This is a genomic window from Streptomyces sp. NPDC052107 (genome assembly GCF_040680215.1).
GTDB lineage: Bacteria > Actinomycetota > Actinomycetes > Streptomycetales > Streptomycetaceae > Streptomyces.
Genome location: NZ_JBFAWG010000067.1, coordinates 1 through 19932, shown reverse-complemented (window position 1 = coordinate 19932; position 19932 = coordinate 1). Strand labels below are relative to the sequence as shown.

Genomic DNA, 19932 nt, shown 5'->3' with positions numbered 1-19932 from the left:
TCAAGGCCCCTCTGGCTTCGTACACCGGGCGGTGGTCATGGCGGTTCCTGTTGAGGTGCGCTACCGGCAGGAGGACGGGATTTCGTACAGACGACGCTGGACCGGGTGGTGGTCGCCGAGGTGGCGGCGGGGCTGCCGGTGCCGGAAGGGCCTGACAGCTGATGAGTAAGATCCACGACCCCTTGGGTCAGCGACGCGCACGCGCGAGCAACGCCGCATGCGGCAACGTCAGCAGACCATCCTCGTCAGCAAACTCCGAGCTGAACAGATCGAAGTGGCGCTTGATCTCGGCGCGGATGCCGGCGGTCTGGCTCTGCACCAGCTGCCCGCCGAACGCCACTCCACTCGCGGGACCGCTCCACCACTCGTCGGCGCTCGCGCGGTGGTCCCAACGCAAGGTCTCGCACACCGTCTCGCGTAGCCCCGTCGCATCCATCAGCCCCCTCAGGCCGCTCTCGTCACGGGGAAACTCATCCTCAGGAGCCAGCCCGGCGGGCAGATGTGCTGGACGCACCGCACCTGCAGCTTGGATTGCACGGCCGATCAAAGTCTGTCCCGGGGCCGGCGGCACCGCCCATATCGTCAATGCAATCCAGCCACCGGGCCTCACGACACGGCGCAGTTCGGCCAGGGCCACCTTGGGCTGGCCCACATGGTTCAGCACGAAGTTGGCCACGACGGCGTCAAACTCTCCATCGTTGAAGGGGAGCTCGGGAAGAGCGGCCACGCGCACGTCAGCAGCAGGTGCGGCCTGGATGGCCAACTCAACCATGGTTGGCTCCGCATCCACGGCCGTCACCGTCGCACCCCGGGCGCACGCGGCAGCAGCGACCGTCCCTGGCCCAGTCCCCACATCCAGCAACCGCGCGCCTGGTCCTACCTCGGCCGCATCGAGCAATTGCGGCACCGGATAGGCGCACAGCTTGGCGAAGCTTCCGGCATAAGCGGGACCCTGGCCCGCCCAGATCAGCCGCTCACTCTTGTCGAACGCCGTCATCGTCACCGGCACCCTCCCCGACCTCAGCCAAGATCGCGTGTTGTCACGACCCTAGCCCACCCTCTGATCAGCGCGGACGGCTTGGAGACAAGTAAGCAGCGACATCACTCCCTGTCCGTTCTCCGGCCGAGAAGCGGAGATAGGGGTGAGAAAACCCTGCGGACAGATCGATGAGAAGGAGTTCGAATGCCCAGCTCACGAAGGTCCGGCCGGACACAAACATGGAGAACCTACACCCCACGCTCACCCCGTGCGCTGTTGCTGAGCACCGTCATACTCGCCGTCGCCGGCATCGCCCTGCTGGGCGTGCCGCATAGTCAGCAGCCGCCGGCCCCGGCGGCGTCCCCGGCCTCGCGCGCGACCGCAGGTTCATCATCCTCGCCGTCCGAGGGCGTTGCGTCTGCCCAACCGGCCCTTAGCAGGGGTGACTCCGCGGCGCCTGCCGCATCGGCGCCGTCGGCGTTCAAGTCCGCTCTGCCGGCGCATGGCGAGGGCGCAGCAGGTGATCGGGGGATCCAGCGGTCGCTTGAGGCGGCCTGGCCGGCCGACCTTCCCGCCGCCGATGCACGCCAGTTGCTCGCCGATGGTCGCGCGCTGCTGCGCGCGGACGCCACCGGCACCGGCCGCGGCAAGTGGCCAGGCGTCTTCCCCGGCTCGGGCCAGGTGGCTCCGGCGTTCGCCACCGCGCGTTTTCGCATCCAGGCCGCGATCGCCCGCCGCGACTACAGCCCGGACAAGGCGGTGGTCCATCTGGTGTGGGCGGGCACGGACCGCGGCGGCACCTTCACCGACCTGCGCATCACCGACTGGCACTTCACCCGCACGTTCAAGAAGGGAGCAGCGACGTGGATGCCGCAGCCCCGTACCTGACCGGCCCAGCCGATCCGGCGGCTGCCGGTCGGGTACTCGGCCCTGTCACCGGCCTGGTCGACGCCGCCGGCTGGCTCTATGCCCACTGGTATCTGCTCGCGGCGGCCATCGCCGTGTGCTGGGGCGTGTGCGAGCTGGTCGTCCGCCGGCTCGCGGGCACGGCCTCGGCCCAGCGGATGGCGCTGGAGCTCGTCTCCACCCGGCACTTCGACCCGAGTGCGGAGGAGATCTTCCGCCGCGGTGTCCAGCTCGCCCGCGCCTGCAGGGCCATGCCCTGGTGGGCGCCCCGCCGGGCGAAGGCCGTGCAGATCCGGCTGCGCGCGGACGGCAGCACGCCGCTGCGCTACCGCATCGAGGGCCCGGCCGGCGGGGAACGGCTTTTGTCCATCACCCCGTTCGGGCCGGACGTCACCGTAGAGCGGGCCCTGCCGATCGCCGACAAGCCCCGTGACCACGTGGTACGGGCGGAGTTCCTCCTGCGCGGCAAACCCACCGCGCCCTTGCGTGAAGTGCCGCTCACCCCCGACCCGCTCCAGCCGCTCGTCGACGCCGTGGCCGACCTGCGCGCCGAACTCGGCGACCTCGCCGAAATCCGCCTCGACATCCAGCGCGCCCCGAAGTGGGCACTGCGGGCCCGCCGCCTGCAGCTCATGGGCGCCGCACGCCGAGCCGAACACCGCGAGGCCCAGCGGTCCGCGCGCTGGCTGCGGCAGGACGCCAGCGGCATCGAGGACTCCCTGGGCTGGCAGCTGCAGCAGCTCCTCAGCGACAAACCCAGCTCAGTCGCCGGCCGGCGGCTGGTGATGCCGCCCGTTCCCCGGCGGGTCGACCCGGCTGAAGCACTGGGCAAACTCGCCGAGGACGACCACCTGGTCCGCATCCAGCTGCTGGTGATGTGCGCCTCGAACACCGCCGGGCGCGCCCAGGCCCGTCTGGCCCAACTCCAGGCCGCCTTCGACGTGTTCGGCAGCCGCTCGCGGTGGGCCATGCGCGGATGGCGCCTGGGGCCATGGCGGATCGGCGCCGACCACTGGCCCACCCGGCGCGGCTTCGAGCGCCGCTGGAATCTGGGGCACTGCCAGCCGCCCCGCCCGAACTGGGTGAGGCTGGAGGAACTGACCGGCCTGCTCAAGCCCCCCACCGTCCACTGCCGCCTGCCGGTCCTCGCCAGTGACCTGCCGACCTTCGAACTCGGCAAGCCCGCGTTGCTGCTGCAGGGCATCTACCGGGCCCCGGACGGCCGGGAGCGACTGGTCGCCACCTACGCCGAGGAGACCCTCTTCGAAGTCGGGACGGGCAAGGCGGGCGGCGGCAAGACGGAGAGGGCCCTGGCCCAGGCGATCGGCTGGGCACACGCCGGCGGCGGGCTCGTCTTCGTCGACCCGCACCGCGACTCGTGGCCGCGCGCGTTGCCGTTCCTGGCGCACGAGATGCTGATGCCGCGGATCGCGCTGATCGACCTGGGCGGTCTCGGCCCCAACCCGCGGGTGAGCTCGTGGAATCCGCTCGGCATGCACCACGGGCAGGCGGCGCACGAGGTCGTCGAGGCGATCGCCGACGCCTACGCCTCCGCACTCGCCTGGGACGACGCAACCGCCCCGCGTGCGCTGACCATCCTCACCGCCGCGCTCACCGTGCTGGTCGCCATCAACGAGGCCGCCTGCCAGGCCAGCCGGCCCCAGGACCAGGCCACGCTCTTCCACATCCGGGCTCTGCTCACCGACGCCGCCTTCCGCACGGCAGCGCTCACCGCGGTCGCGGCCCAACTGGATGAAGAGACCCGCGCATGGTGGCAGGCGGTATTCCCGACCCTGCCGAACGACACGTTCGCCGTGGTCCTCAACCCGATCACACGTCTTGCCGCCAACCCCATCACCCGCGCCTTCCCCGGCCAGCCGACCGGCGTGTACAACATCCGCACGGCGATGGACACGCGCATGGTCGTGTGGGTGTGCCCGGGCGACAACGGACCCACCGACCGCCTCCTGACCGCCCTGCTCGCCCGGGACCTGCTGCGAGCCGCCCGCTCCAGACGCGACACCCCGCAAGAGAAGCGGGTGCCATTCCGCCCGTACTTCGACGAGCTGATCACGCTGACCGGCGCAGCCCCGGAGACCATCGCCGCCATGTTCGAGGACTTGCGCAAGTACAAGTGCCACATCCACGGCATGACCCAACTGCTGTCCCGCCTTCCCACGCCGGTGCGGCTGTCCCTGCTGCAAAACGCCTCCACCCTGGCCACCACCGCCGGGTCGAAGTCCGCCATCGCGCCGATCACCGCCGAGTGGGGCGACGACCCCGGCCCCGACCGCATCGCCACCATGGAGCGCTTCGAGCACTACGTCTCCATGAACGTGCACGGCCGCCGCATCGGACCCATCCAGCTGCGCGGACCCCATCTCGACGACGCCTTCGCCACCCTGGCCCGCCCGCAGCAGGCCGGTGCACTGCAGCGGGCCGCACACGCGAACGCCCAGGCACTCCCACTGGACCAGCTCACCGAACGCGCCGCCGGCCAGCTCGGCCGCGTCGCCGCCTTCCTCGCCGCGCACTCCCCGGCCGACGCCGCTGTCCACCTGCCGAAGGAGAAAAACGAATGGACCTGACCACCGCCCAGCCCAAGGACCATGCAGCGGGCTTCACGCCTCGCCCCACCGAATCCCTCGCGCATCAGCTCCTGGCCGCACTCGCCCAGCACCGCCTGGCCTCCACCCATCAGCTGCGCCTCCTGCTGCGGCCCAACCGCTCCCGCCAGTCGGTCTCCCAGCGCCTGAACGATCTACTCGGCGAGCACCTGGTCGACTTCGTCGTGCTGCCCCAGTCCCATCGCACCCGCATCTGGTACCTCACGCCGAAGGTCGCCCGGCTCACCAGGGACTGGCCCGCGCTCCGCAGCCGCCCCCCGTATCCGATCACCTCGGCGACGGCCGCCTCACTGAAGACCCCGCACACCCTCACCGTCCTGCGCACCCACCTGGCGTTCGTCGCCGACGCCCGCCAACGAGGCGACGAGCACGGTCACCTGGACTGGACTCCCGAGGTGTTCCACGCGATCGGCGACCAAGACAGGCTCGTCGCCGACGCGGTCATGCATTACACCCTCATCGAAGGCGAACAACGGTGCAAGCTACGGGCGTTCGTCGAGATCGACCGCGCCACCATGAGCAGCGAACGCCTGGCCGCGAAGCTCATCGAGTACGCACGGCTGTGGACGTACGAGCCGCAGCCCGCCGGCCGGCGGCGGCAGACAGGCCAGCCCGGCTGGCTGCGCTGGTACCCAGTGTTCCCCCGGGTCCTGTTCGTGCTGACCGGCGCCTCACGCCAGACGATGGACAACCGCATCAGCGACCTCAAGACCATGGCCACCCATCATCCACTCGTGGCCGGCCTGGCCCGCGAGATACCGCTGGGAGCGGCCGTCCTGGACGACCTGGACAACCGCGGCCCCACCTGCGACGTCTGGACGCCTCTGGCAGGCGACCAGCCCCGGCCGTGGACCCAGCTGTGACACCACGCCTCTCTGGCCGAGTGTCGCAGCCTTGCAACTGCGCCCGCAAGCCTTGAAATTTGCTCACGCGAACACATAGTTTGTCTCGCGCAACGGGGTCCAACCTTGAAACGTCACTGCTGTGCACTGTTGTTAGGGGATGACGCATGCCACTAGCGCCTCGCGTAATTTGCACTTCTCAAGCGGTTCGCCGCGGCGAGTGGCTCACCCGGATAAAGGCCGTCTCCGTGCGCCGGGAACTCTTGCATGCCTCACGGGAGCGGCGACTTCGACATCCCGACCAGGGCACGGTGCGCTCCCCTCTCCCCGACTGGCACGTCACCCTCGACATCGGCGCGCTCTGGCTTTGCAGCCGAGGTGCGACGAGGAAGCCATCCCTGCCCCCAGTCAGTCCACATCGCTTTGGCACCGGCCACCGCCACGCCTTTGCCACCTCAGGCCTCGTCTGTCTGCGGCCAGTTAGATCTCCCCGCTCGCGGCCACTTCAGCTCCCCACCGCGGCCACTTCGATTCCCCGCTGGCGGCCACTTCGCGTACGCAGAGTGGGGTCATGCTCGGCGGCGCTCGCCCCACCACGGCAGGATCGGAGGCAGGTCGCCGAGCCCGCGGCTTGGCCGCTTCGGCATCGGCGACTCCCCGTCGTCCCCGTCCCAGCGGCGTGCGTATTGATCTGGGAGGCTGCCCCAGCCCCAGTAGGGAACCGGACGGTCGGGTGTCTCGCCGAGTTCATCGTGGGGGTCGATGCGCTTTTCCGCCACCGTGCACAGGTGGGCCCAGTCGTCGCCCATGTCGAAGACGTAGGCGAACTGTTCGCCGACCTGGAGCCTGCTCAGTTTGGTGGCATGGCCGTCCACGGTACCGTCCGGGGCCTCGTCGTCCCACCAATCCAGGGGGCTGACCCGGGTGCCGTCGGACAACGTAAACAGATGCAGGTGGGCCAGGTCCCAGCGACCGAAGGCGAGATCGATGGCCGCGGCGAACTGGGCGAAAGAATGCGAGCGCGCAGCGGCGAAGAGCCGCCCGGGGCGAGGCCACAGGTCTGCCCCGTGCCCGGAGACCAACTCCACCCGGATGGACAGCCAGGTACGTGCCACGATCACAACCCTTCATGCGTCAGGTTCCCGAGCTGGCACCGAGGCTACTGAGTGTGACTGCCAATTGGGGAATCGAGCTGGTCGTACGTGGAGACTTTCTACTGGCCGCCGACACCTGCCCCTGCGGCGTGCCGTTGCCATCCAGGGCGCGCGCCAGCCGAAGCCCCGAGCGACACGTCGATTGCCTGCCACCGCGCGAGTTCGGCGAGAAACCGACGTGTGGAGATTTCATTCCCGCTCCCGCCAACTCCGCTCAACCCTGCGAGTACCTCCCGAGACACGCGGTGGAACGAGCGAAGACACCAGACTGCAAATCGACATCCGGTTCCGAAAGTGACCGGATACGTCTCTTGTTGGTCGAGTGAACGGCAGTATCACGCTGGGAAGTTGACCGGCATATGCGTAACCTGACGACTACGCCATGCGTATCAGTGCAGCTCTACCAGGTTCTACAGGCGAGCGCCTGCCGCCGCACAAGGCGCGCCGAACGGGGAGGCAACTTGAACCGCCGCACACACAGGATTCCTCATTCCGCTGTTCGCTTCCGAAATCTCGTAGCAGCGTCCGTCTCGCTTGGTGTGCTCGTCCTGACCGCCTGCAGTTCCTCCCACGGCGACAACAAGGCCTCGGTGCACCCTTCGGCCCCTGCTCCGCCGTCGGCGTCAAGCTCCGCGGCAGACCCGGAAGCAGCAGAGAAGGCAGCAGTCCTCATGGCCTATGACGCCTTCTGGTCGGAGCAGGTCAAGGCGTACGCCCGGACTGACATCAAGGGCACTGAACTCAAGAAGTACGCCACTAAGGATGCCCTCGGCAGGACCATGGGCGACCTGCTCATGATGAAACAGGCCGGCACGGCCACGAGCGGTGCCCCGACCCACCAGGCTGCAATCACGTCACTCACGCTCACGGGATCGGTCCCCAAGGCGACGCTGCAGGACTGCCTGGACATCTCGAACTGGAAGACGATCAAGAAGAGCACAGGCAAGGTGCAACCGTTTCCGTCGAACCAGCCGCTGCGCTACATAACCACGGCCAAGGCGGAGAAGTGGGGGAAGCAGTGGATGTTCACGAAGCTGACTCCCGACGGGAAACGCACGTGCTGACACGGCCGTTAGTGGCCCTGTTCGTGGGCGCCGCCACCCTGACTGCGGCGGTGTCGCCAGCGGCAGCCGATGACGGCCCGGTCATCGGTGGAGGCTGCAGGGGCGCCAGTAGTTGGGTGACGGTGTGCGTGCAGAAGCCGGGGACTCCTGGGAGCTCGGGCAAGAACCAGGGGCCAGGCAAGCAGACGGGCAACGGCGAGAAGGCCGGTCCGCAACTCTGCGCAGAGGAGCGCCTGGATCCCCAACCGCCCGCAAGCGACCCGGTATGGAAGGGGCACAAGCCCGGCAACGGCGCGATCTACACCCGTGTCTGTGTCAGTGACGTCGTTTCGGCCGCTGCAGGCAATCTCAATATGGGAATGCCGTGGGTGCCGCAGGTCTTCTGGGCGGCCCAAGCCCCAGCGGCGAACGTCGATCCTGAGCAACTGGCCCGGGAGGCCGTTGACCGGATGCTCCTGACCGGCCCGGACATCGCCAGCCCGCATGCCGCAGGTCGGTATGTCGTCGGCATGCCGATGTGGCTGTGGGTTCGCCCGTCGCCCACCACGTACGGTCCGAACACCGCGTCGGCGTCGCTGGCTGGGGTCACAGTGACGGCAACCGCGAAAGTTGCGCAGATCAACTGGCAGATGGGCGACGGGTCGCGCGTCACCTGCAAGGGTCCTGGCACTCCGTACGCGGACTCGTACGGCAAGCAGGACTCGCCGACCTGTGGCCACACCTACAACACCACGTCCGCCGACCAGGAGAACGGGAAGTACACGGTGTCGGCTACCGCGACTTGGACCGTGAACTGGCAGGACAACGCCGCTGGCGAGACCGGCCAGTTCAACGAGACCCGTCAGTCTCAAGTGCAGGTGGCAATCGGCGAAGTACAGGTCGTCAGGTAACGCCACCGGGAGGACAGAACGGTGAGCAAGACCCACACACGTATAGACACGCCCCTGACCGGAGCCCCCCAGCAGGGACGCGTGGCGGGGCCGGTAGCTCCCCCACGGGTCTCGGCGCGCAGGCGCCGTCCAGGTGTCATCGCCTTGTCTCTGGCGTTGATCGCTGCCGGAGGCGCGGGAGTTGCGGTTCTGCTGCTGCAGGTCGGTCACCGCACGGAGGTGGTGACCGTGGTCCGCGACGTCCAGGTCGGCCAGGTGCTCACCGAAGGCGACCTGGGGAAGGCCTCCATTTCCCTGGACCCGGCCGTCAAGGCGGTACGCGCAACGGACCTGGACTCGGTGGTGGGCAAACGGGCGGCGGTGGAGCTCAAGCCCGGCTCGCTGTTGGCGCCGTCACAGGTGACGAAGGACTCCCTGGTGAAGGCCGGCGAGCAACTGGTACCGATCGGGCTGAAGCCGGAACAGGTGCCGGCCACCGCGCTCGTGCCGGGGCAGAAGGTGGAGCTGGTGCACGTCCCGGCCCAGGGCCAGGATGACACCGGTAAGACTTCTGACACCGCGCCGCAGACCCTTCAGGGCCGGGTCGTGAAGGCCTCTGAGGCCGCTCCGGGCACGGGGATTGTGGTCGTCGATGTCGCCACCTCCGCCACGGACGGGCCCACGGCGGCCGCCTGGGAGTCGGCGGGCACACTGCGCCTGGTCCTCACCGCTGCGGACGGCAACTGATGGCTGTGATCGCGCTCGCAGGCTGCAGCGGCGCACCCGGCGTGACCACAAGTTGCCTGGCCCTGCTTTTGTCGTGGCCGCTGGAGGCGGGCCGGCGGATGATCCTCGCCGAGTGCGACCCGGACGGCGGGGCGGTGCTGCACGGGTTGCTGCAGGGCACGCTCGGCGACCGATACGGGCTGCGCAACCTCTCGGTCGCCGCGCGCAAAGGCGAGTTCAGTGACGCTTTCTGGCGGCAGCTGATCGACCTGAGCAGTGAGGACGGCACGAAGGAGTCACCGCGTGACCGGCTGCTGCTGCCCGGCGTCACCGATCCCACGCAGTCGGTGAGCCTCGGCCAGGTGTGGAAGATCTTGGCGCAGATGTTCCGTGGCATCGAGGCCGAGAGCGGCCACGATGTCCTGATCGACCTCGGCCGCCGTGGGGCGTATGGGCCCTCGGGTGTTCTGGCCGAGCAGTCCGACGCCACGTTCGTGGTGGTCCGCAATACCCTGCGCTGCCTGCAGGCAGCGGAGGGCCGGGTACGCGCGCTGGAGGAGCGCGTAGGTGACGTCGGCGTGCTGGTGATCGGCGAGGGCCCGTATCCCGCGGGCGAGGTGCAGCGTGTGCTGCAGGTGCCGGTGATCGCCACTTTGCCGTACGCGCCGAGGGACGCCCGTGTGCTGTCCGACGGTGCCGAGCAGCCGCGCCACTTCACCAGGTCGCCGCTGATGAGGGCCGCCCGCACGTGCAGCACGCTGCTCGTGCAGCGGGCCGCCCTGCGCCGGGCACGCCTCGACCCACGCCCCACGCGCACGGCAGGCGGGGAGGTGAGCCATGCACGCTAGGCCCCTGCACCCCGACCCCACGGTCACACCGCCGCCCCGGGAGCGGACACACCAGACCAGCGGCATGCCGACCCCTGCGGGGGCTGCCTCGAGTACGCAGGTGCTCGGCGCGGCGGCTCCTGAGATCATTGTCGACTACCGGGTGGCCCGGGGCATTGCCTCCCAGGTCGCCAGGCAGCGCGAGGAACTGCTGAAGACCAAGCCCCGTATGGATGGGGCCGGCGAGGAGCAGCGCTGTTTGAACTGGATCGCCGAGGCCGTCGCGCTGTGGTCGGACGCCCAGGCGATGACACCGCAGGAGGACGAGGCGCTGCGGCGGGCCGTGTACGACCTGCTGTTCCGGGCCGGCCGGCTCCAGCCGTACCTGGACGATGAGCGGGTTGAGGACATCATCATCCAGGGCCCGCACGAGGTGTGGCTCGACTACGGCGACGGCGAACGCCGCCGGGTCGGCCCGATCGCGGACTCCGAAGAGGAACTCCTGGAGCTGCTGCGGGAGTTGGCCCGGGGATCCGGGCACAGCGAGCGCACCATCTCCACCGCGAACCCCACCCTCGCCCTGTCCCTGCAGGACGGCTCGCGCCTGCAGGCCATCACCGGGCTCGGGCCGATGACCTACGCGGTCATCCGCCGGCACCGGGTCTCCCACGCCACTCTCGACGATCTCGTGCGGCTGGGCACCATCGATCCGGTCCTGCGCGAGTTCCTCGGCGCGGCCGTACGCGCCGAGAAGAACATCATGATCGCGGGGAAGCAGAAGGCCGGGAAGACCACGCTGCTGAGGGCGATGCTCAAGGAGTTCGACCCGGAGTGCCGCTTCGCCACCATCCAGACTGAGGACGAGCTGTTCGCCCACGCCAACGGCTACCACAAGCAGGTCGTGTCCCTCGTCGGGCGTGAGTCCAACGGAGAGAAGGACCCGGCCGGGCGGAGCGCCGGCGAGGTCACGCTGCTGGACCTGATGCATCCGGCGCTGAGGATGTCGCTGGAGCGGATCGTGGTCGGTGAGGTCCGCGGCCCCGAAGTCGTCGCCATGATGCAGGCCTTGACCAACGGGTCGGGCGGCAACCTGTGCACCATCCACGCGCGGCGGCCAAACATCGTCTTCGACCGGATCGCCGAGCTGTACGCGCTCGCCCAGGAGAACCTGTCCGAGCAGCTCGCCTACCGGCAGACCGCCAACGGTCTGGACTTCATCGTGTACGTCGACATGACGGACGAGACGCAGATCGGTGGCCGCCGCCACCGCTACGTCTCCCACGTCCTGGAACTGACCGGGATCGGGGAGAGTGGCCGGCCCGCCACCAATGAGGTCTTCTCCCCCGGAGCTGAGTGGGGGGAACTGCGGGCGGTGCCGAGGATGGACCCAGGCTGCATCGACGACCTGCGGCGGGTCGGCTTCGACTCGGCTCTGCTCCAGGAATCGTACGGGGCTTGGTCGACGCCGCTGCCGCTGAAGGTGGGGTGAGCCGATGACGCTGCTTTTCGGGCTGCTGTCCGGCATGGCCGTGATCGGTGGGCTGATCGGGGTCGTGGCGGGTCTCGTGGGTACCACGGCACCGCGCAGGGCCCCGCTGCTCAAGCGCTGGCAGGCGGCCTGGCGCGGTGGGAAGAACCAGAGCGAGGACGCCCGACTGAGGCGGCGGACCCTCCTGGTCGCGGCCGGCGTGGTGTTCGCGTGTGTGTGGCTGGTCTCGGGGAACTTCGTCGGCGGTGCGCTGCTCGGCGCAGCCGTCATCGGCGTGCCCTGGCTGATCACCCCGGCGCAGATGGCGCAGGTGCGCATCGGCCAGCTGGAGGGCTTGAGCGAGTGGACGCAGCGGCTGGCCGGTCTGCTGAGGCTGGGCATGGGCCTGGAACAGGCGATGGTCAGCAGCCGTCAGGGGGCACCGGACGAACTTGCCGGGCAGATCGTCAATCTGTCCGACCGGCTGCGTCTGGGGTGGCGTCCGGATGGGGCGCTGCGCGCGTTCGCCGAGGAACTGGACGATGTCACCGCGGACAAGGTGGTCGCCGCGCTCATTCTGTCGGCGGGCGACCGCGGCCCCGGCCTGGCTCAGGCCTTGGAGGACCTGTCCGGCACCGTCCGCGAGGAGGTCGCCAAGAAGCGCGCCGTCGAGGCGGACCGGGCCAAGCCCCGCACCACCGTGCGGTGGATGACCGTCATCACTGTGGGCGTCGTGGTAGCCGGGTTCTTCGTGCCCGCCTACACGAAGCCGTACTCCACCCTCCTCGGACAGCTCGTGCTGGCCTTCCTGACAGCCGCCTTCGTCGGTGTGCTCGCCCTGATGCGGCAGCTGGGCAGTTTCCGCCGCATCCCCCGCTTCCTGGTCACCGACCCGACCAGCACCGTCCGTCTGCCTGTGCCCGCCCCGGAGCCGGGCCTGCCGATCGCCGCCCGGGAACCGGAAGGAGCCGCCTCGTGAACCTGCTCCCCGTGGTTGTGACCGGCGGTACGGTCGGCGCCGGCGTCGCCCTGCTGATCCGCGAACTGCTCCAGCCCCAGCCCGCGTTGGGGCCGGCCTTCAAGCGCAGCGCCCCTGCAGCGATGACGATGCCCGAGCCGGAGCTGGACCGCGAGGAGGTGTGGGGCCGGTGGCTGCTGGCCCGCCTGAAGCGGCTCCCGGGCGTGAGGGTCCCCACCACGAACCTGGCCCTGCTCGGGCAGGGGCCGGGTGCGTTCATGCTCAAGAAGACCGCGCTCGCCGCGCTGGGTCTGCTCTGCCCGGTGATCGCCACGATTCCGTGGATCATCGCGGGCGTGGACCTGCCGTTCTACGTGCCCGTCGGCGTCGGACTGATCGTCGCGGCCCTGCTGTTCATCACCCCGGATCTGGCGGTGCGGGACCAGGCCAAGCGGGCGCGGGAGGAGTTCGCGCACGCCCTGTCCGCCTACCTCGACCTGGTCGCGCTCAAGCGGGCCGCCGACGCCGGGCCCGCCGAGGCCCTGGAGAAGGCCGCCGAGGTCGGCGAGGGCTGGCCCTTTGTGTATCTGCAGGGCGCACTGCGCCGGGCCCGGCTGGAAAAGATCCCGCCGTATCAGGCGCTCACGGAACTCGCCCACGATTACGAACTGCCCCACTTGGACGACGTCGCCGACATCATGCGCGGCTCAGCGACCGACGGCGCCGCCGTCTACAAGGCGCTGCGGGCCCGCACCGCCGCCCTCAATGCCGAACTGCTGGCCGATCAGGCCGCCGAGGCGAATGCGGCCAGCGAAAAACTGACCGCCCCAGGGGCGCTGCTCGCCGTGCTGGTGATGCTGCTGATGGCGTTCCCCGCGGTCATCCGCATGCTCACCGTCTAACGCCCTCCCCGACTCGCTTCCCCCCCACCGCCCCTTTTTGACTTGGAGGAGCCCAGACCATGAAACACGCCGCAGCCCGCGCATGGTGCCTGGTGCACTGGCTGACCACACGTCTCGACGAGAGCCTTCAGGATGCCAGACGGCAGCCTGACCGCGGTGACATCAGCATCACCACCGTGATCATCTGGGTGGCAGCCGTCACCGGCGCCCTGCTGATCGCCGGAACCATCGCGGTCGTGATCACCAAGTACAACGGCAAGCTCAGCGGACTGTGATGCGTCGCCCCGAGTGGCTGAAGGACGGGTGGCAGGGCCGAAACTGGCGGGACGACCGCGGGGAGGCGTGCATCCAGATGGCGATCGTCTTCCCCGTCGTGCTGCTGGCGACCGTGGCCGTCATCCAGGCCTCCATGTGGTACTACGCACGCCAGATCGCGCTGACCGCGGCCCGCGAGGGCGCCTCCGCGGCTCGCGCCTACCAGTCGAGCCCGTCCGACGGCGCGGTGCGGGCACGCAGTGTGCTCGCCCGCACCGCGGGCGACAGCCTGCGCGGCTACAGCGTCTCGGCGACCAGCAACGGCGAACGCGTCAGCGTGCAGGTCAGAGGGACGGCCATGTCGATGATCCCCGGTCTGCCGGGCCTTCGGATCAGTCAGTCGGCTTCCGGCCCGGTGGAGAGGTGGGTGCCGGGAGGGTGAACCACGTGCATTCCATCGCCCGGTTGGCTCGCGGCCTGCGCGGCGATGAGGGCAGCGCCGCGATCGAGGCCGCCATCGTCCTGCCGTGTCTGATCATGTTCGTCTGTCTGGCCATCGCCGGCGGACGCATCATCACCTCCGGCTCGAAAATCGATGCCGCTGCACAGGACGCGGCCCGGGAGGCCTCCATTCACCGCACGGCGGCTTCCGCCCAGAGTGCCGCGCAGGCTGCGGCCGCCGAGTCCCTGGACGATCAGGGCATCAAGTGCGCATCGACATCCGTCCGCGTCAACACGGGCGGTCTCAGCGTGCCTGTCGGGCAGGTCGGCGCGGTCACCGTAACCGTGACCTGCACGGTCGATCTGTCCGACCTCCTGCTTCCAGGCGTCCCAGGAGCGAAAACGCTCACGGCATCGGCGACCTCGGTGGTGGACCAGTACCGGATGCGGGGGGATGGATGATCTTCCGGCAGATCTGCCTGCGCCGGGCGCGGCTGGACGACCGGGGCGGCGTCACCGTGTTCGTCGCCGTGTGCGTCATCGCGCTGATCGGGATCATCGGCGTCGCCGTCGACGGCGGCAGCAAGATGCGTGCCACGGAACGCGCGGACTACATCGCCGGCGAAGCCGCACGGGCAGGCGGGCAGGCCATCGATCCCACCGATGCGATCAGCGGAACAGCGATCGTCGTGGATCCGCAGGCCGCGGCCGCCGCAGCCCAGTCCTACCTGCGCTCCGCCGGTGCCACCGGCACCGTCAGCGTCTCCGGCGACGGCAAGACGCTCACCGTCACGGTCACCGGCACCTACGACACGAAGTTCCTGTCGGTAGTGGGGATCGGCTCTCTGTCGGTGACCGGCCACGGCAAGGCCACCCTCCTGCACGGCGTGACCGCACCCGATGAAGGAAACTGATGCGCACCACCCCCTCCCCCACCACGGCAGCCGGCCGCACCCTGGCGCGGGTTCTCAAGGCCGGCTTCAGTCTGCTGGTCCTGGCGGTCGTACTCGCCGGGCTGCCGCTGCTGCTCGCCTGGGCCACCCCGGTCATCTGGGCTGCCACCCACGACGACGCCATGCACCTGCTGGAGCGGCAGGACACCGGCAGCGTGTTCCTGCTGCTGCTCGCCGGCGTGGGCTGGATCGGGTGGGCGCAGTTCGCTTTCTGCGCCGTCCGCGAGCTCATCGCGCAGGTACGGGGCCGTACCTGGCATGCCCCGCGCGGGATGGGCGCCTCGCAGCGCGCCGCGGCCCTGCTGATCGGCAGCATCCTCGTGCTGCTGCCGACAGGTTCGGCTCTGGCCTCCGACGCCCAGGCCGCCCCCACCACCACCGCGGCCCGCATGCCCGGGCAGGCTAAGACGCCGCAGGCCACCGCGCCCGAGCGGGGTAAGACGCCCGCAGCGAGCACAGCAGCATCCGGCACGACGTACACGGTGCGCGAGAGCCGGCCCGCACAGAGCCTGTGGGGCATCGCCGAACGGGAGTTGGGAAACGGCGAGCGGTGGCGGGAGATCGCCGCCCTGAACGAAGGCCACACCATGGTCGACGGCACGGTCTTTAGTGCGAACAGCTTTCTGCAGCCCGGCTGGCAGCTTCGGATGCCCCAGACCGCCGCAGCCGCGGGCGGGGTCCATACGCAGGGGGGTGACAGCACGCCGGCGGCCGACGAGAAAAGTGAGCACGTCGTCACCGTCCAGCCGGGCGACTACCTGTCGAAGATCGCCAAGAAGGAACTCGGCGACGGCGACGACTGGCCGCAGCTGTTCCACGCCAGCCGGGGCACGCCGCAGCCGCACGGCCTGCCCGCGATCACCGACCCGAACGTCATCTACGCGGGGCAGCAGGTCACCGTGCCCGGCACCCAGGGCGACCAGCCGTCCCAGGACCGTGACCAGGGTGACGAGGCGGGCGGTCAGGCGACCACTCCCCCAGCCACCCAGAAGCCCGGCAGTGAGCAGAAACCGGGCGAGGGCACGGCGGACGAACAGACACCCCCGCCGAGCCAGACCACCACACCCACACCACAAGCGTCGGCCACCAGCACACCGGCCAGCCGCCCCGCCGAGCAGCCCGGGCAGGACCAGGCATCTGAGTCGGCAACGACTTCCGCGAACCCGCCCAGCGTCAGCACGTCGCCCTCTGCCGCCTCCCCATCACAGTCAGCCAAACCGTCCCACTCCGCTGCAGCCTCCTCCCCCGCCGCCACAGCGAACCAGACCCCGGCACCCGCGCCGGCCGGCAGCCCGCTGAACCTGCGCACCGTTCTCGGCGCCGGCGCACTGCTCGCGGCCGCCATCACCGGCGCCCTCGCCCTGCGCCGTACGCTGCAACGCCGCCGCCGAAAGCCCGGCCAGAAGATCGCCATCGCGTCGCAGACGTCGACGGCCGAGGCCCAGCTGGCAGCGGCCGCAGAGCCAGGCGGCGCTGCCCGCCTGGACGTGGCGCTGCGCACCCTGGCCCACCAGGCAGCCCAGGAAAAAGACGCGCTCCTGCCGCCGCTGCGGGCCGCCCGGCTCACAGCCCGCGCGGTGGAGGTACTGCCCGAGAATCTCGCCCAGGACCCTGCGCCACCTTTCGTCTCCGGACAGGGCGGATGGTGGATCCTGCCTGCTGATGCCGTCCTCCTGGACGAAGACGACGCCCGCGAGGTGCCGGCACCGTATCCGGCACTGGTCACGATCGGCACCAACGAGACGGGCGACCTCCTCCTACTCAACCTCACCGGGCTGCCCGCACTGCTGCTCGACGGCAACCCCGTCCACATCACCGAAGTGTGCACCTCACTCGCCCTGGAACTCGCCATGAGCCCATGGGCGTCCGACGTCGAGATCGTCACCGTGGGATTCGGCGAGGACCTGCCGCAGCTGCTGCCCACCGCACGGATCGCCCACATGCGCCAAGCCACACACGCGCTGCGCGATCTGAGCGAACGGCTGCTGGAAGCGCACCAGATACCCGAAACCCGGCATCACCCGTACCTGCTGCTGTGCGCGTCGGGCTTGGACGAGGACACCGCGTGGCAGTTCGCCGACCTCATGGACAAGGCGCAGGCGGTGCCCGTCACGCTGATCGCCCCGGCAAGCACGGCGGCCGCGCACTTCCCCGAGGCGGAGATCCTCAACGCCTCCCTCAGCGAGCCACAGCACCTCGACCACGCCGGCACCGACCTCACCGTGCAGCGCCTTCAGCACGCCGCCTACCTGCAGATCACAGAAGCGCTGAAGGTGTCCGCACAGCCGTCCCACCCGGCCGAGGGACCCTGGCAGGACGTCCCGGACGAGCTGGAGGGCATGCAACAGCCCGCGCAGGCACCGCCGGAGAAGTCCATCGCACCCACCGCCGCCTCGATCCCTTCGCCGGCAGCAGCAACGGATATGAGCGGCGAGGTCTTCCCAGCCCTGCTCGCCGCCAGCACCGATCCCTCCAGGCTCCGCCTCCTCTCCCCCGCCCCATCATCGGCCGCACTCGACGACGAAACCGGCCCGGGCACCAAAGCAGCCGCGCCGTCGGCCCCAGCACCCCCGGCCGACACCGACTCCACCAACACAGCACAGGCAGCGGCGGCCGACGACGCGCCGACGGGCGTCGAGGAGCCCACGGCGCCGGAGGCGGAAGAGTGCGCGGCGCACGACCTGCACGCCCCGCAGATCCGGGTCCTGGGACCGGTCGAGGTGACCGGCGTGGACAGCACCGGCCACGGCCCGAAGATGGCCCAGCTCGCCGCCCTGCTGTACTTCCGGCCGGGGCGAAGTGCACACGTCCTGTGCGCCGACATGGATCCCGTCAACCCATGGTCCACGAGCACCCTCAACGCGCGGATGCAGGGCCTGCGCAGCTGCCTGGGCAGCGACCCCGCCGGCAACCTCTACGTGCCCCGCCGCAAGACGGGCGAGGACCCCTACCGGCTCGCCCCCACCATGCACTGCGACTGGACCCACTTCCTCCAACTCGTCGAACGCGCCCTGCCGCTCGGCCCGCCCGGCCTGACCGACCTGGAAAAGGCGCTGACCTTGGTACGCGGAAAGCCCTTCGGCGGCCGGCCGCTGCCCTGGGCCGAGCCCCACCAGCAGGAAATGATCACCCGGATCATCGACGTCACGCACACCGTGGCCACCTACCGCATCCCCGAAGGCCCGCACCACGACCTCAACGCAGCCCGTCAGGCCATCGCCACCGGCCTCGACGTCGACGAGAGCGCCGAGCTGCTGTACCGGGACTGGCTCCGAATCGAACACGCAGCCAAAAACCGGCAGGGGCTGCACACTGCCATCACCCGCCTCCAACAAATCAACCAGGCACTCGACTGCTCACTGGAAACGGCAACCGAGCAGCTCATCAACACACTCCTGGGCAGCTCCGGCACCACGGTACGCATGTAGGTTCCGTAAAAGAGTAAGCAATTCCAGGTGACCATGAACACCGTCCGTGCATTTCCAGGCGATCATGAGCACTGACGACGGTCAGTAGTTGCCGTTTATCGGGCTGTTGTGATCTTTCGCAGCGGTTACGGGGCTGTGGGAGCGGCCCCAGCTACGCCAGGGGGTTCCAACCGGTCCCGGTCCTACTCGCCCAAATTCTCGTCGCGCAGCAGACGGCGACCGAGGGCGTCCGCCCACTCCTGAGCCCAGGACAGCAGGTCGTCGATCAGTCCGGGGCTCGCACCGTACGCCTCAAATTCGGCGTCATCGATCCAGGCGAGGCCGGTCAAGCGGGACTGCAGGGACTCGAGGTCGAAGCGATCGCGGGCGTGGCAGCGGCCGAAGTCCTCGAGGTCTGTGGTGGTCCAGCGGCGTGAGGCGGCGAAGACGTCCAGGGCGTCGCGGGCCAGGCCTCGCTCAGCCAGTGCCCGAACCTTCGTGCCGACGACGTCCTCCTCCGCAAGCACCGGTCCGTAGGCGCTCGCGGCAATCGGCCTGGAGAAGACTTCCTTGAGAATGTCCACCTCGCACGTGTCCCCGCTCTCAGAGCGGAGGTCCGTGGCGTTGAGGCGTGCGGAGAGCGGGGCGATCTCGATCACCTCGATGTGCCAGCCGCGTGCGGTGAGCCCGTCGGTGAGGGTGCGGACGATCTCGTCCATCGGCGCGGGATTCTCGGTGGCGACATCGAGGTCCTGGCTCGGGCGTGAGAGGAGTTCGTGGGCCTGGACGGCGTAGCCACCGGTGATCACCAACGGGTAGGGGGAGCCGATGACCAGGACGTCCGCCAGCAGGCGGGCGTGCAGCGCGGGGAGTCTCACGCAGCCGCCGTACCCCGGTGTGTGCGCTGTCGGGCGGGCGGCCGGACGGCCGAAATGCCGGCCAGAGCCCGCAGCTCCGGGAACGCCTCTTCCCACACGCCGCAGACCGTGGTCGACACCAGGCTGCGCAGCGTGGGCCACAGCTGCAGGAGGGTATCGCGGTCCAGCAGGCTGCACAGGTCCTCGCGCATGCCTTCGGCGAGGACGGTACGGTACAGGCTCATGCGCTGGCGTTCGTTGCCGAGGTCGAAGGCGCGCAGTCCGGACCAGACAACGGTGGCTGACGGCTCCACGACCCCGTCGGTGGGACCCCGCAGTTCCGCCAGCGACTCCGGCAGACGGCGCCGGAACTTCTCCTGGTACAACGCAAGGTCCTGGGCGTCGACGCCTGAGAGGTCCGTCGGCACAGCTTCTGCGTGCTCTGGGCTGGAGGGCATGCCTCCATTATGGCGGTCCCAAGGAACGGCGCGGGTCACGATGTGCGAGTCGGCGTCCGGAGCAAGCGGGTTCCCGGCCAGGCGCCAGGACCGGCTATGCCGGCATCACTGACGGCGTGGACGAGCCGGGGATCGCTCCCGTAGAACCGTTCCTAATCAGTGAGCAGTAGTGAGTCTTGGACCCATACCTGGTCACTGCGGGCATCCCGAACGGTTTTGGATGTCCTGGTCGCCCGCTT

The 19932-nt window shown here is 69.5% G+C and carries 19 protein-coding genes; 15 read left to right on the top strand and 4 right to left on the bottom strand.

Going from position 1 to position 19932, the window contains the following annotated elements:
- Positions 1 to 187: 187 nt before the first annotated feature.
- Positions 188 to 997 (bottom strand): class I SAM-dependent methyltransferase, encoded by an 810-nt coding sequence (locus tag AB0M27_RS37250; RefSeq protein WP_365728838.1) that lies wholly within the window; start codon positions 995 to 997, stop codon positions 188 to 190.
- Between the two features lie 573 nt (positions 998 to 1570).
- On the opposite strand from AB0M27_RS37250, the gene AB0M27_RS37245 reads away from it, so the two are divergent.
- From AB0M27_RS37245 to AB0M27_RS37235, 3 genes are read left to right on the top strand one after another with little or no spacing between them, the layout of a single operon-like run.
- Positions 1571 to 1867, top strand: coding sequence for a hypothetical protein (locus tag AB0M27_RS37245; RefSeq protein WP_365728810.1), 297 nt, complete (start codon positions 1571 to 1573; stop codon positions 1865 to 1867).
- Complete coding sequence (locus AB0M27_RS37240) at positions 1843 to 4473, top strand: ATP/GTP-binding protein (RefSeq protein ID WP_365728808.1); 2631 nt, start codon at positions 1843 to 1845, stop codon at positions 4471 to 4473. Before AB0M27_RS37245 ends, AB0M27_RS37240 begins: the two co-directional genes overlap by 25 nt.
- Positions 4464 to 5375 (top strand): replication-relaxation family protein, encoded by a 912-nt coding sequence (locus tag AB0M27_RS37235; protein WP_365728805.1) that lies wholly within the window; start codon positions 4464 to 4466, stop codon positions 5373 to 5375. The genes AB0M27_RS37240 and AB0M27_RS37235 overlap by 10 nt, the downstream gene beginning before the upstream one ends.
- A 548-nt stretch (positions 5376 to 5923) precedes the next feature.
- Here the strand turns inward: AB0M27_RS37235 and AB0M27_RS37230 are convergent.
- Positions 5924 to 6469: a hypothetical protein gene (locus AB0M27_RS37230; protein WP_365728803.1), complete on the bottom strand. Its 546-nt coding sequence runs from the start codon at positions 6467 to 6469 to the stop codon at positions 5924 to 5926.
- A 578-nt stretch (positions 6470 to 7047) separates the two neighbouring features.
- On the opposite strand from AB0M27_RS37230, the gene AB0M27_RS37225 reads away from it, so the two are divergent.
- The 12 genes from AB0M27_RS37225 (at position 7048) to AB0M27_RS37170 (ending at position 18399) form a co-directional block, all read left to right on the top strand.
- Complete coding sequence (locus tag AB0M27_RS37225; protein WP_365728801.1) at positions 7048 to 7572, top strand: hypothetical protein; 525 nt, start codon at positions 7048 to 7050, stop codon at positions 7570 to 7572.
- An 11-nt stretch (positions 7573 to 7583) separates the two neighbouring features.
- A complete protein-coding gene (locus AB0M27_RS37220; protein WP_365728799.1) occupies positions 7584 to 8462 on the top strand; it encodes an ATP/GTP-binding protein in 879 nt (292 codons plus the stop codon).
- An 81-nt stretch (positions 8463 to 8543) separates the two neighbouring features.
- Positions 8544 to 9188 carry an SAF domain-containing protein gene (locus AB0M27_RS37215; protein ID WP_365728836.1) on the top strand — a complete coding sequence of 215 codons (645 nt, stop codon included), beginning with the start codon at positions 8544 to 8546 and terminating at the stop codon, positions 9186 to 9188.
- Positions 9188 to 10015 (top strand): hypothetical protein, encoded by an 828-nt coding sequence (locus AB0M27_RS37210; RefSeq protein ID WP_365728797.1) that lies wholly within the window; start codon positions 9188 to 9190, stop codon positions 10013 to 10015. The genes AB0M27_RS37215 and AB0M27_RS37210 overlap by 1 nt, the downstream gene beginning before the upstream one ends.
- Positions 10005 to 11483 carry a CpaF/VirB11 family protein gene (locus AB0M27_RS37205; protein WP_365728795.1) on the top strand — a complete coding sequence of 493 codons (1479 nt, stop codon included), beginning with the start codon at positions 10005 to 10007 and terminating at the stop codon, positions 11481 to 11483. Before AB0M27_RS37210 ends, AB0M27_RS37205 begins: the two co-directional genes overlap by 11 nt.
- Before the next feature lie 4 nt (positions 11484 to 11487).
- A complete protein-coding gene (locus AB0M27_RS37200) occupies positions 11488 to 12441 on the top strand; it encodes a type II secretion system F family protein (RefSeq protein ID WP_365728793.1) in 954 nt (317 codons plus the stop codon).
- The gene (locus AB0M27_RS37195; RefSeq protein WP_365728789.1) at positions 12438 to 13322 is read left to right on the top strand and encodes a type II secretion system F family protein; all 885 of its coding nucleotides are present in this window, start codon (positions 12438 to 12440) and stop codon (positions 13320 to 13322) included. The genes AB0M27_RS37200 and AB0M27_RS37195 overlap by 4 nt, the downstream gene beginning before the upstream one ends.
- A gap of 59 nt (positions 13323 to 13381) precedes the next feature.
- Positions 13382 to 13597 (top strand): hypothetical protein, encoded by a 216-nt coding sequence (locus tag AB0M27_RS37190; RefSeq protein WP_365728787.1) that lies wholly within the window; start codon positions 13382 to 13384, stop codon positions 13595 to 13597.
- A gap of 77 nt (positions 13598 to 13674) precedes the next feature.
- Positions 13675 to 14019 (top strand): TadE family protein, encoded by a 345-nt coding sequence (locus AB0M27_RS37185; protein ID WP_365728834.1) that lies wholly within the window; start codon positions 13675 to 13677, stop codon positions 14017 to 14019.
- 14 nt (positions 14020 to 14033) lie between these two features.
- A complete protein-coding gene (locus tag AB0M27_RS37180) occupies positions 14034 to 14480 on the top strand; it encodes a TadE family protein (RefSeq protein WP_365728832.1) in 447 nt (148 codons plus the stop codon).
- Entirely contained in the window at positions 14477 to 14932 is a 456-nt protein-coding gene (locus AB0M27_RS37175; protein WP_365728786.1) for a Tad domain-containing protein, read from the top strand. The genes AB0M27_RS37180 and AB0M27_RS37175 overlap by 4 nt, the downstream gene beginning before the upstream one ends.
- Entirely contained in the window at positions 14932 to 18399 is a 3468-nt protein-coding gene (locus AB0M27_RS37170; protein WP_365728785.1) for a hypothetical protein, read from the top strand. The genes AB0M27_RS37175 and AB0M27_RS37170 overlap by 1 nt, the downstream gene beginning before the upstream one ends.
- Before the next feature lie 182 nt (positions 18400 to 18581).
- Here AB0M27_RS37170 and AB0M27_RS37165 read toward each other — a convergent pair whose 3' ends face one another.
- Both AB0M27_RS37165 and AB0M27_RS37160 read right to left on the bottom strand, forming a co-directional pair.
- Positions 18582 to 19256 (bottom strand): nucleotidyl transferase AbiEii/AbiGii toxin family protein, encoded by a 675-nt coding sequence (locus AB0M27_RS37165; RefSeq protein ID WP_365728783.1) that lies wholly within the window; start codon positions 19254 to 19256, stop codon positions 18582 to 18584.
- On the bottom strand, positions 19253 to 19693 hold the full coding sequence (locus AB0M27_RS37160; RefSeq protein ID WP_365728781.1) for a hypothetical protein: 441 nt from the start codon (positions 19691 to 19693) through the stop codon (positions 19253 to 19255). Before AB0M27_RS37160 ends, AB0M27_RS37165 begins: the two co-directional genes overlap by 4 nt.
- Positions 19694 to 19932 lie beyond the last annotated feature (239 nt).

What these genes read in the sequence shown, in the direction of transcription:
- AB0M27_RS37250 (WP_365728838.1), bottom strand. Translation starts at nt 997, where the DNA reads ATGACGGCGTTCGACAAGAGTGAGCGGCTGATCTGGGCGGGCCAGGGT.
- AB0M27_RS37235 (WP_365728805.1), top strand. Translation starts at nt 4,464, where the DNA reads ATGGACCTGACCACCGCCCAGCCCAAGGACCATGCAGCGGGCTTCACG.
- AB0M27_RS37210 (WP_365728797.1), top strand. Translation starts at nt 9,188, where the DNA reads ATGGCTGTGATCGCGCTCGCAGGCTGCAGCGGCGCACCCGGCGTGACC.
- AB0M27_RS37205 (WP_365728795.1), top strand. Translation starts at nt 10,005, where the DNA reads ATGCACGCTAGGCCCCTGCACCCCGACCCCACGGTCACACCGCCGCCC.
- AB0M27_RS37200 (WP_365728793.1), top strand. Translation starts at nt 11,488, where the DNA reads ATGACGCTGCTTTTCGGGCTGCTGTCCGGCATGGCCGTGATCGGTGGG.
- AB0M27_RS37190 (WP_365728787.1), top strand. Translation starts at nt 13,382, where the DNA reads ATGAAACACGCCGCAGCCCGCGCATGGTGCCTGGTGCACTGGCTGACC.
- AB0M27_RS37185 (WP_365728834.1), top strand. Translation starts at nt 13,675, where the DNA reads ATGGCGATCGTCTTCCCCGTCGTGCTGCTGGCGACCGTGGCCGTCATC.
- AB0M27_RS37175 (WP_365728786.1), top strand. Translation starts at nt 14,477, where the DNA reads ATGATCTTCCGGCAGATCTGCCTGCGCCGGGCGCGGCTGGACGACCGG.
- AB0M27_RS37170 (WP_365728785.1), top strand. Translation starts at nt 14,932, where the DNA reads ATGCGCACCACCCCCTCCCCCACCACGGCAGCCGGCCGCACCCTGGCG.
- AB0M27_RS37160 (WP_365728781.1), bottom strand. Translation starts at nt 19,693, where the DNA reads ATGCCCTCCAGCCCAGAGCACGCAGAAGCTGTGCCGACGGACCTCTCA.